Origin of the sequence: Rhodovibrio sodomensis, assembly GCF_016583645.1 — a bacterium.
Classification (GTDB): domain Bacteria; phylum Pseudomonadota; class Alphaproteobacteria; order Kiloniellales; family Rhodovibrionaceae; genus Rhodovibrio; species Rhodovibrio sodomensis.
Genome location: NZ_NRRL01000149.1, coordinates 1 through 11881 on the forward strand (window position 1 = coordinate 1; position 11881 = coordinate 11881).

The window sequence follows — 11881 nt, forward strand, 5'->3', positions numbered from 1 at the left end:
CGGGCCGGCGATGCCGGGAAGGGCTTCGCGGTCGTCGCGAACGAGGTCAAGGACCTCGCCAACCAGACGTCGAGGGCAACGAGCGACATCTCCCAGCGGATCGCCGACGTCCAGCAGCAAAGCGAGCGCGCCGCGGGCGCCATCGGAGAAATCGCGACGTCCGTCGAGAAGATGAACGAGGTGGCGAACTCGATCGCAAGCGCGATCGAGGAACAGAACGCCGCGACGGGCGAAATCTCCAGCAACATGCAGCAGGCGGCGAGCGGCGCCGACGAAGTCGCGCGCAACATCGGCAGCGTGACCCACGCCAGCGCGGAGGTCTCGAGCTCGGCCGGTCAGGTCAACGCCTCGAGCAGCCAGCTCGCCGAGCAGTCCGATCACCTTAAGGGGGTGGTCGACCGCTTCCTGCAGGATGTGCGGGCGGCATGACCGGCACGACCTCCGCGCCCGGGATGACTCCACCGGGGGCCCCTGAACTCGACAAGCGGATCTCAGGTATCGTGACGGCAACGAAGTCGAAAACCAAAGAGTGGCTATCCAGCGGTTAAGTTTCTGTCTTAGGTCGAGGAGCTCAACGCGCATTTGGCAATCGGCGAACACATACATAAGAGCCGGATGGTTCGGAGGAGATTTACGTCACATGAGCCAAGGTCTGTCGCGGGCGACTTACGGAGGCGATTCGACCGTTGTTTCCATGCAAGCCGATCAACGAAAATTGCTCCTCGATGAGGCCTACGCACTTCTCGCCGAGGCGCGCTCGCTGATCGCCGCCGGCGTCGGTCGCCCCGCCGTCGATCCGGTGCTGACCCTGGAGATTGCGCACGAGGAAGGCCGTCTCACGAGCCTGGTGCTGTCCTGTGTGGCTTGGATCGTCGGTCTCCGCCCGGACGGGCGGGAGCCGCCAGCAACGCGTCTGGCGCGCGATCCGGGCCTTGGGGCGCCGAAGTCGCGGGTGGCGACCGAGGTCCCGGCGCTGGCGGACACCCTTGCCAGAGCGACCGCGTTCCACGCGCGGCTATTAAGGGTGCAGGACAACCTGGATCGGCTTCCGAAGCGGCCTGGCGATCCAGCGGCTGCGTGCGATCCGCTGACAGGTAGTACACCTCGCGGCATCGGGAGCGCCGGTCCGCCCTCGCCTGAACCAGTGAGCCGGGGGAACGACTAGCGAAGCAAGACGGGTGCTCGGACAATATCCGTGAGGCACAGTCGCATACCGTGCGTGTGTGTTTCGGAAACAGACAGGAGGTCCCTACGTTTGTAGCTGACGGGTCGCGTCGCCCACACGGCCAAAGGATTTTCCGCATGACGGCCAACTCACCCGGCACAGCCGGCGCCAACCCTGTCCTGCTTTCGGTTCTGGCCCAGCGTACCCCGAACGCCGTAATCGTCACGGATCCGACGGGCCGGATCGAGTGGGTCAACGACGGCTTTAGCCGGCTGACAGGCTACACGCACGAAGAGGTCCAGTGCCTCGTACCCGGGGCGTTTCTTCAAGGGCCCAAAACCGAGGCCGACACCAGAGCTCGCATGGCCAAGGCCTTGTCCCGCGCGGAGGGCTTCGACGTTGAACTGGTCAATTACGCCAAGAACGGGGAACCCTACTGGGTCCACATCGACTGCCAGCCGATCGTCGAGAACGGCGAGCTGACCCATTACATCGCGATCGAGACCGACGTTACCGAGCGCAAGACCCTGGAGGAGAACCTGCTCCGGGCCGAGCGCGTCGCCCGGCTCGGCCACTGGACGCTGGACATGGCCTCCAAAACCGTGTCCTGGTCGGATGAAGCCTACCGCATCTTCGGCATGCCCGTGGGCGCGCCGCTCGGCGGTCTCGACGCCATTCTCGAGCGCTTTCATCCCAGGGACGCGGCGGATGTCCGCGCGCTTCTGGAGCGCGCGGCCGCCAATGGCGAGGGCTTCAGCTACCGCAAGCGCCTGCTGATCGACGGCGCGATCAAGTGGATCGACGTCCGGGCCGAGTGCAAGCGCGCGAGCGACGGCACCGCGGCCAGTTTCTTCGGCACGGTCCAGGATGTTACCGAGCTGGTGGACGCCCGCGAGAGCAGTCGCCACCAGGAAGACCGCTTCCGCGCCATGGCCGACACGATCCCCGGCGTGGCCTACCAATGGGTCCACTGGCCGGACGGCACCCAGGGCTTCACCTACCTCAGTCCGAACGCGCCGCATGTGCTCGGGCATTCGGTCGAGGCGTTGCTGGAGGACTGGACGCTGATCGCGGTCGACGACCGCGACGCGGAGCGCTTCCACCGGTCGATCCGCGAGGCGGTGGAAAATCGCCGCGACTGGACGTTTTCCGGGCGCCGGGTCAGCCCTGAGGGCGAGGTCCGTTGGTTCCAGGCGAGTGCCAAGCTGATCGACGGCCCGTCGGGCGAGCTGATCGCCAACGGCCTCATCGTCGACACGACGGACGAGGCCGCCGCCCATCAAGCCCTTCGCGACAGCGAGCTGCGCCTGCGCACCCTGATGGACGCGGTCCCGGCGGCGATCGCCTACGTCGATGCCGGCGGCATCTTCCGCTACGCGAACCGCGCCCGGCGCGCCCTGGCGGGTGACGCCGGCCAAGACCTGACCGGCCAGTACTGGCGGACCGCCCAGGACCCGGAGGCGGGCGTCTACACCGCTCCACGCCTGGAGCGCGCGCTCGGCGGCGAGACGGTCAACTACGTCGTGACCAGGATCAGCGATTCCGTCGACCAGCGGGAAACGGTCTACGATACGACCCTGGTGCCGGATATTGATACAGACGGAACTGTGAAGGGGGTTTTCTCAATCGCCTTCGACGTGAGCGACTACAAGCACCGGGAGCACGAGTTGCTGGCGGCCCGCGAACGGGCGCAAGCGGCCGATCGCGCCAAGAGCGCGTTTCTGGCCACGATGAGCCACGAACTGCGCACGCCCCTCAACGCCATCAACGGCTACGCCGAGATCATGACGGCGGCGATGTTCGGCCCGCTCGGCAACGCGCGCTACCGGGACTACGCGGCGGATATCCTCGCCAGCGGCCGTTACCTGCTCGACCTCGTCGACGGGGTCCTGAACCTCTCCAGCATCGAGGCGGGACAGACCGAACTCGAGACCGAACCAGTCCACCTGGCAGCGGTCGCGGACGATGTCGCCCGCATGCTCGACGGGAAAGTGCACACGGGCGGTCTTCATCTGGAACTCGATCCGCTCGAGGGTCTGGTGGTTCAGGCTGACCCGCGCGCCCTGAAGCAGGTCTTGATCAACCTGCTCGATAACGCCGTGAAGTACGGCCGGCCCGGGGATACCGTTCGGCTGGCGGCGGCTGCGGAACACGGGCACGCCGTCATCGCCGTCTGCGACGACGGGCCCGGCATCGACGCCGACGACCTCTACCGGATCGAACAGCCGTTCGTCAGGGGCGGCCGTGGCGCGGCGTGGGAAGCGGGCGAAAAACCCGGGGTCGGGCTTGGGCTCGCGCTCGTCAAGCGGCTTGTCGAAGCCATGCACGGCACGCTGCACATCGATAGCGATCTCGGGCGCGGTACGCGCGTTGAAGTCCGGCTTCCGGCGCTTGTCGATCGGCGTGTTCCGGCGAGGGCAGGGTAGAATGCGCGCGTCGCCCAACCCGCACCGACGCGTTCCGGCAGGCGTAGCCGCGAGCACGATGCGGCTGCGGACGTCCGTCTCGCGTCGCGCGCACGATCAACATCCGCGCGTGGAGGTTTAAGCCATGCCGCCGGCGCCCAAACCATCGAATGAACACGCCCGGCTGCAGGCCGTCAGAGCGCATTTCGCCGGCGGCGAAGCGCACGACGACGGCCTGCAGGAAGTCGCGGAGGCGGCCGCGGAGATCCTGGGCGTGCCGATCGCCCTGGTCAGCATCGTCGATGCCGAGCATCAGTTCTTCTCGGGCAACCACGGTTTAACCGGTTGTCAGACCACACCGCGGGATGTGGCGTTCTGTGGCTACACGATCCTCGGCGACGAGCTGCTCGAGGTGCCGGACGCGACGATAGACTCCCGTTTCCGCGATAATCCCCTTGTGATTGGGACCCCTTATATTCGCTTTTACGCCGGCGTACTGCTCGTCACCGACGAGGGCGCCCGGATCGGCACGCTGTGCCTGATCGATACCGAGCCGCGCCGCCTGAGCGCAACCGACAAGAAAAACCTTCATGTACTCGCGCGCACAGCGGCCCGCATTTTGTCGAAGATCCGCGAACGGCTCCGGATCCAGCACGAACTTGAGGATGCGCTCGCGATTGCTCGTCAAGCGGAAGCCACCAAGGGCGCCTTCCTGGCGAGTATGAGCCACGAATTGCGCACGCCGCTTAACGCCGTGATCGGTTTCGCGCAGGTCCTCGAGAGCGAGGCTTTCGGGTCGATGCCCGACCGGCGCTATGTCGACTACGCCCAGGATATCCACGCGAGCGGCACGCATCTTTTGGAGCTGATCAACGACATCCTGGATCTCAGTTGTCTCGAGGCCGGCCGGCGACAATTCTACCCAGACGAGCTGAAGACCGACGCAGAAGTAGAATGGGTCCGTCGGATGATCGCGCCGATCGCCAAAAAGCACAGGGCGACGGTGCAGGTCGATCTGTCGCAAGCCCCGGAGCGCATCGTCTGGGACCGCCTTGGGTTGCGACAGATCCTTCTGAACCTCGTCTCGAACGCGGTGAAATACGGCCGTAGCATCTGCTCGATCGAAGTCCGTCGCCTCGCGGAGCGAGATTTACAGATTGCCATCGTCGACGACGGGCCGGGTGTCGATCCAGCAGTGCAGGCGCGCCTGTTTGAGCCGTTCGCACGGCTGGCCAATACAATCAGCCGTGAAACTGAGGGCACCGGCCTCGGTCTGGCCCTTTGCCGTAGCCTCGTCGAGCTGGGCGGCGGTCGCATCTATATGGACAGCGAACCCGGGAAGGGAACCCGTATCGTGGTGCTGCTGAAGAGGGCAGTTCCGGTGGACATGGAGACTCGTCATGGAGATGCGCAAGCGACCGCCGATGGATGTTGATGGCGTCACCGTTTCCGCTGACGCCGTGGCTCAGCCTAAATCCGGCGCTGTATAGGCAATGCACGGCACCGAACATTTCGGGTAGCACACTCTGCCCGATACCGTTAACATATGTTTATGCTTGGTCATCGCACGCAGAGGTCGACATGTTCGATGAGATGTCTCTGGCGCGGGTCCAGCGAAAACTGCGGTCACCCGAGTTACTCGACCTGCTCGATCTTTGGTCTGCGCGACGAGGCGCCCGATCGATGCCAAGGACGGACAGCATGGATCTGAGCGCGCTCGAGACGCATTCACCCAGGCTGGTCATAGCCAAGGTTCTGCGCGAGCCGCTGAGGTTCGTGTTCACCTTCGTTGGCGCAGACCTTGAGGACAGGTTGGGGGAAAGTCTTGTCGGTCGAGAGTTGACCGACGCGCGGCCCGTTTTCTTCAAGCCGTACGCAGTGTGTGTCTCGCAGGTTCGGGCGACCCGGGAATTCGCGTCCTTCGACTTTGGTGACGGAGAAGATCCAGGTAGCTTCGAGCGTTTACTTCTGCCCTTATCGGAAGACGACGCACAGGTCGACGCTGTGCTCGGCGGGATAATCTACAGTAACGTGCAAACTAGTCCGTAACCTCTCGAGCACAACCCTGACATCGTGTTCGGGCTCGCGCTCGTGAAGCGGCTTATCGAAGCGATTCACGGCACGCTGCACATCGGTAGCGACGTCGGCTGCGGTACGCGCGTTGAGGTCCGGCTTCCGGCGGTCCATCGGCGACAAATCATGATGCCGATCGGCGCAGCAATTGCCTGATTATACGGTTGTCCGAGCATGAGCCTGGGACCCTTGCGGACCTTCGCCTCTTGTTACGACCGCCATGACGGCTGGCGCCGCGAAGACCGGCTGGAAAACCCGCTTTCGGGCTTGCGCGTCCAAAAACGCCCGGACAGACGCTTCCATCGAAGTTCGCGATAAATCCTTCGTGTTAACGGCGGACTAACTTCCGAGTGCAAACCTTCGGCTTGGGAACTTACAAGACGAAGGTTCGATCGCTCTGGGAGGCGGGCATGCTGGCCAAGCTGAAAATCGCGCAAAAGCTCTACCTGATGACCGGGCTCACGCTCGCCTTTCTGTTGGCGGTCTCGGGATTCGGGGGCCTGGGGGCCATGAACCTGGGTGGGCTGTTCACCGAATACCGCCAAACCGCGCGCGCCCAGATGCTCGTTGGCAACATCGGCGAAGACCTCCTGCAGGCGCGCGTCGCAGCGCTCAAGTACCGCACCGAGTCCGATCCGGCGCAAGCAGAGGCGGTTCGAGCGAACCTCGCCGAGATCAAGGGCATGAGCTCGGCGATCGACGAGATCATCGAGGATCCGGATACCCGGTCCTTGCTGAACGCGTTGAAGGGCGAAATCAGCGACTATGGAACGGCGTTCAGCAAGGTTGTTGGAGCGGACCGGCAGGTCACCGAGCGTATATTTACGGAGACACTCGATGTCGTCGGCCCGCGGGTCGCCAAGCAGCTGGACCGCATCCAAGACCAGATTCAAGCGCGACAGAACACCATCGGCCCACAAGCCGCCGCCAGTGTCTCGTCAACGCAATTCAGGATCCTGGCGGTGAGTGGCGCGGCGCTTGTGCTTTGTGCCGCCGCCGCTTTCCTCATCAGCCGCGGCATCAGCGGCCCGATCCAGCGCTTGACCGCGGTCATGACGCGGATCGCCGAGACCGAGCGAACCGATGTCACGGTGCCCAGCCAGCGCGCGGGCGACGAAGTGGGCGATATGGCGCGCGCGTTAGAGACCTTCCGCGGTAAGCTGGATGAGAAGTCCCGGCTGGAGGCGGAGCAGGCGGAGCGCGAGGAGCGGGCCCAGGCCGAGAAGCGCCAGGCGATGCTGGAGATGGCCGAGCGCTTTGAGACGCAGGTCGGCCATGTGGTCAACGCGGTCTCCAGTGCCGCCGAGCAGATGCAGGGGTCGGCGCAGACCTTGACCAGCGCCTCCGAGCAGACGAGCCAGCAAGCCAGCCAGGTCACGGCCGCTGCCGAGGAAGCTTCGGCCAACGTCCAGGCGGTTTCGAGTGCGTCCGAGGAGCTTGCGGGATCGATCCAGGAGATCAGCCGTCAGGTCGCGCAATCCTCCAGCATCGCGGCTGAGGCGAGCGAGCAGGCCGCGCGAACCAACCAGCAGGTCGCCGGGCTCAAAGCGGCGGCCGACAAGATCGGCGAGGTGGTGCAGATCATCTCCGACATCGCCGAGCAGACCAACCTGCTGGCGCTGAACGCGACGATCGAGGCCGCGCGCGCCGGCGATGCCGGCAAGGGCTTCGCGGTCGTGGCGAACGAGGTCAAGTCGCTCGCCAACCAGACGGCAAAGGCGACCGAGGACATCCGCGGCCATGTGTCAGAGATCCAGGCGGAGACGGGCAACGCGGTCGATGCGATCGGCGGTATCACCGACACGATTGGGCGGATCAACGAGATCGCGCAGTCGGTCGCCTCGGCGGTTGAGGAACAGGGGGCGGCGACCCAGGAAATCGCGCGCAACGCCCAGCAGGCGAGCGATGGCACCGAGCAGGTCACAAGCAGCATCTCCGGCGTCAGCGACGCCGCGCGGGAAACCGGCACGAGCTCCAGCGAGGTCCTTGGGGCCGCGGGCGCCCTCGGCGAGCAGGCCCAGACGCTTCGCGGCGAGGTCGATCGCTTCCTCGCCGAGGTGAAGGCCGCCTAGCTGGTGACGGAAAGCCGGCGAATGGGTGCCGCGCGTGCAAACCTCGATCGTCGCGGCGCAAATCGAACCGCCTTTGCGCGACGCATCAGGCGAACGGCGAACGAGGTTGTCGCCGGGCTGCCGCTCGCGCCGTAACGGCCGTGAAGGTCTGCGTTTTAACGGATCCGATACGAATTCAACCCAACCTGCGACTGCGGGACCGGTTCCAAGGGGGCATCCATGGCACACGACAGAGCCGAAGATATCGTCGCCTCCGCCGTCGCCGAGGCCGGACGGATCGATGTTCCCGACCTCCTGAAAGAGCGGCTGACGCGCCAGAACGCGCATCTCGTCGAGCTCGCGGGCAACCTGATCGCGTCCGGGATGGAAGACAGCCAGATCAAGGCCGTCGTCCGTGAGGCCATGAGCTCCTACGAGACCGAACTCGTGCAGACGATCCTGGCCCTGCAAGCGGAGGCGAACGGTGTCTGATTGTAAGCTCAACGACGAGCAAGGCCGCCTGGCGGCGCTGAACCGGTACGAGGTGCTCGATACCGCGCCCGAGAAGCCGTTCGACAAGATCACGGGCCTGGTTCAAAACGTGATGAACGTGCCCATCGCCGCGGTTTCGCTCGTGGATGTCCAGCGCCAGTGGTTCAAGTCGATCCAGGGTCTGGAGGTGACCGAGACACCCCGCAACGTTGCCTTCTGTCACCACACGATCCAGCAGCGAGAGCCCATGGTCGTGCCCGATGCGAGCCTCGATCCGCGCTTTTCGGATAACCCGCTGGTCACCGGCGAGCCGTACATCCGCGCCTACACCGGTGTCCCGTTGGAAACACCGGACGGCTACAACCTGGGCTCGCTGTGCGCGATCGATTACGAGCCCCGACAGTTCGACGCCCAGCAGATCACGATCCTGACCAGCTTCGCCAAACTCGTGGTCGACGAATTGGAACTGCGACAGGTCGCCAGCACGGATGGGCTGACCGGCGCGCTGACCCGGCGCGGCTTCATGGAGGCGGCGGATCAGGAGATCGCGCGATCGCGTCGCTACGGCCGGCCGCTTGCGCTTGCGCTTTTCGATCTGGACCACTTCAAAAGCGTGAACGACACTTACGGGCATCCCGCTGGCGACCGCGTACTGCGAACCATCTCGTCCTGTGCGAACGCGAGCCTGCGCGCAAGCGACAGCTTCGGCCGGCTGGGCGGCGAAGAATTCGCGCTCCTTATGCCGGAAACCGACCCGGAAGCGGCGCTCGACTGCGTGGAACGTCTGCGCCGCGCCATCGGTGAAACCGAAATCGCGCTGGACGGAGGTCACATTCGCGTCACAGCCAGCTTCGGGGTGTGCCCGCTGAGCGACCGTTACGCCGATGCCGAAAGTTGGTTGGCCGCGGCCGACGAAGCCCTCTACGGCGCGAAAACAAGCGGCCGTAACCGCACGACCTTCGCCCACGGTCCGCAGGTCGCCATCCCGGCGTCGTAGTCCTGAGGTCAGGCCTATGCTCGACGACACCGCGTGCCCGACGGTTGAGCGCATCGGCGAGCGGCTGTCGCTCGCTGCCTTCGCGGCCCGCATACCCCGGTCTCACATGGATGTACTTCGGCTGTACTTTGACAGCTTGCGGTCTGGCCCAGCCTTTTTCTGCTCGAATCTTTCGATCGCGGTCGCCAGTTCCGGTACAAGGTGGTCGGGACGCGGATATTCCAGACCCTCAGGCTGGATGAACGGGCGCGCTGACCCCGGCTGGCCCCGGCGTGGTGTTGTTCGTAGGATGCCGAAATAGCCACGTACACCTGCCGGCTAGTTGCAGACAGAGTGGGTCGGCTGCATGATCGGCGATACATCGGCCACACGCTTGATGCAAACAAAAGCACATACTTGGAGCCGGCGACTTCCATACAATGGCCGACTATCTCGCAGGTGCTGGACGGTTACCTGCAAAGCGAGCGGGCACATCTGGCGTCCCGGAGCTACGCGCGGGATGCCGAGGTGATCGGCTGGCTCGAGAAGAGCTTGAATGTCGACGGCGTCAACGATCTCACCCCGGAAGAACAAGAGCAGTTCCGCAGCCGCGGGTTCGACACCGAGCGTGGGGACCCGCCGTACTGCGAGGCAGTCGGCCCGTATTACCTCATGCTCCACCTCCCAACCTTTCTGACCGCGGCTCAGCTGCGCCGGCTCGAGGCCCCGCCCGAACTCCCGGACCAAGCTGGGACGGTCGTCAAGAAGCTGGCGAAGTGGCTCGAGACCCAGGGGTACATCAGCGCCCTCGCAGCCAGGGCGGTCAGGGATATGGCCGCCGAGGTCGGGCAACGAACGCCGGCGATGGACGAGTTGGCGCAGCGGCTGAAGGCGCTGACGCAGGATGTCGAGTACCTCGAGGAGGAGGACGTGCCCGGTGACTTCGAGATCACCCACGTCGAACCCGAGGGTCTCTGGTTGCACGATCTGGGGTGCACGATCATATAGACGACAGCGTCTTTGGGCCCGTGCCCGTCCCCGACGACTTTCACGATCTCTGTCCGGTGGGGTGGATGATTGCCGGTACCCTCGGCCGCCGGAGCGGGGCGTACCAGTTCGTGGACGTCTTGAAAGTGGATCCGTGACCAGCGCTGACTGCCTATCAGATCGGCACCCCCGGGGCAGGCCTCGTCAGCCGCGTTTCTCCACCACGCTCTCCCCAAGTTGTCCACCGGAACTGGGGATAAGACATAACGCGATCCGAAATGTCCCTTTCGTATCGCGTTCTGTCATGATTCCATTGGTGCAGGCCATCCTGGGAGCATCGTATGGACCCACAAACCGCGATACGAAAGAATTTGGAGGCTGTCCCGGCCCTCGCCGAGGAGGTTCCGGCCGACAGCCTGGCCCGCTGGCTCGAGGCCTACCTCGCTCTCGAGGCGACCACCGCCGCGAGTTCGAGGAAGGTGCAGCGGCGCGATCTGGAGCGCTTCCTCGCCTTCATGCGTCTGGAAGAGAAGACCGACGAGCGGACCCGGTGGACGCCGCGGCTGTCGGCCGCCTTCGTCGAGGCGCTGCGCAACGAGGTCGACCGGACCGGGCGCCGGCGCTACGCCGACCGCACGATCGCCCGGGTGCTCGCCCACCTCAAGACTTGGTCGAAGTGGATCCATAAGCACGCGCCCTTCCCGCTCGGCGATCCGATGCACAAAGTGAAGGTCTCGATGGGCGCGCCGCCGCTCGCGGTCGATCGGGCTCTAACGCCCTCCGAACGCCGGCGCCTACTTGACGCCGCCGACCTGCTGCCCAGTCAGGGCGGCCGGTCGCGCGACCGGCACCGCTACCGCGACGCCGCCGAGCGGCCGCAACGCAAGGGCTACCGGCCCTGGCGTACGCGCGCGATCGTCTACCTGCTGGTCGAGACCGGCATGCGCCGGGCGGCGGCCGTCAACGCCGACGTCGAGGACGTGGACTCCACTCGCGCCCGGATCACTGTGCGCGAGAAGGGCGGCGCGCAGCACACTTACAAGATCAGTCGGGAAGGGCTGCGCGCGGTGCAGGACTACGTCGCGCACGAACGCGCGGCGGACGCGGAAGTGTTGCAATCGCCGGCGCTGTTGCTGCCGGCGGCCGACAACGCGCGCAGCTCCAGCCGCCTGAGCCCCGTGGCGGTGAACCGGGCCTGGAACGAGGTCGCCGCGAAGGCCGACGTCACTGGCAAGTCGCCGCATTCGGCCCGGCACGCGATGGGCCGGCACGTCGTCCAGAAGACCGGAAACGTCGCGGCCGTACAGCGCCAACTCGGCCACCGGAACGCGAGCTACGCGATGCAGTACATGCGGGTGAGCGAGGAGGAGCTGGACGACGTCGTGAACGACCGGTCCGGCTGAAGTCCCGGGCGAGCCCGTTGCCGGCCGGGTTTCTTCACGACCGCGTTACGTGTGACCGCCGCCACACGCCCTGCGCCGGGGTCGATGGCATCTGTATGGACAGACGGCGGCGACGGGATCGCCGTCAGGAGCCCAGAAACGGAGGTGCCGTCATGCAGGATTGGACGCCTAGCCAGCTCGAGGAAGCGTACTTCCGGATCCCCGGTCGGCGCTGACCACTCGCCTCCCCCTGCCTCCCTGTCCGTCACGGTGCCCTGCCGGTCATTGCCCCGCCGGCCGTCCCGTGACCCTGGCCCCGGCGCGTCGCCCCCTCGCGCCGGGGCTCTCTT

10 protein-coding genes are annotated in these 11881 nt (G+C 65.4%); all 10 read left to right on the forward strand.

Annotated elements, in window-relative coordinates:
* On the forward strand, positions 1-429 hold a 429-nt coding region (locus CKO28_RS24930), incomplete at its 5' end, for a methyl-accepting chemotaxis protein (protein ID WP_242480805.1).
* 211 nt (positions 430-640) lie between these two features.
* The gene (locus CKO28_RS24935) at positions 641-1165 is read left to right on the forward strand and encodes a hypothetical protein (RefSeq protein ID WP_200343670.1); all 525 of its coding nucleotides are present in this window, start codon (positions 641-643) and stop codon (positions 1163-1165) included.
* A 137-nt stretch (positions 1166-1302) separates the two neighbouring features.
* Complete coding sequence (locus CKO28_RS24940) at positions 1303-3591, forward strand: PAS domain-containing sensor histidine kinase (RefSeq protein ID WP_200343672.1); 2289 nt, start codon at positions 1303-1305, stop codon at positions 3589-3591.
* Between the two features lie 124 nt (positions 3592-3715).
* Entirely contained in the window at positions 3716-5005 is a 1290-nt protein-coding gene (locus tag CKO28_RS24945) for a sensor histidine kinase (protein ID WP_200343674.1), read from the forward strand.
* Positions 5006-5163: 158 nt separating this feature from the next.
* Positions 5164-5619: a PAS domain-containing protein gene (locus CKO28_RS24950; RefSeq protein WP_274611084.1), complete on the forward strand. Its 456-nt coding sequence runs from the start codon at positions 5164-5166 to the stop codon at positions 5617-5619.
* 434 nt (positions 5620-6053) lie between these two features.
* Complete coding sequence (locus tag CKO28_RS24955) at positions 6054-7715, forward strand: methyl-accepting chemotaxis protein (protein WP_200343678.1); 1662 nt, start codon at positions 6054-6056, stop codon at positions 7713-7715.
* Between the two features lie 219 nt (positions 7716-7934).
* A complete protein-coding gene (locus CKO28_RS24960; RefSeq protein ID WP_200343680.1) occupies positions 7935-8186 on the forward strand; it encodes a hypothetical protein in 252 nt (83 codons plus the stop codon).
* Complete coding sequence (locus tag CKO28_RS24965; RefSeq protein WP_200343682.1) at positions 8179-9183, forward strand: diguanylate cyclase; 1005 nt, start codon at positions 8179-8181, stop codon at positions 9181-9183. The genes CKO28_RS24960 and CKO28_RS24965 overlap by 8 nt, the downstream gene beginning before the upstream one ends.
* A 438-nt stretch (positions 9184-9621) precedes the next feature.
* Positions 9622-10170 carry a hypothetical protein gene (locus CKO28_RS24970; RefSeq protein WP_200343684.1) on the forward strand — a complete coding sequence of 183 codons (549 nt, stop codon included), beginning with the start codon at positions 9622-9624 and terminating at the stop codon, positions 10168-10170.
* A 320-nt stretch (positions 10171-10490) separates the two neighbouring features.
* The gene (locus CKO28_RS24975; RefSeq protein WP_200343686.1) at positions 10491-11552 is read left to right on the forward strand and encodes a tyrosine-type recombinase/integrase; all 1062 of its coding nucleotides are present in this window, start codon (positions 10491-10493) and stop codon (positions 11550-11552) included.
* Positions 11553-11881: the final 329 nt, after the last annotated feature.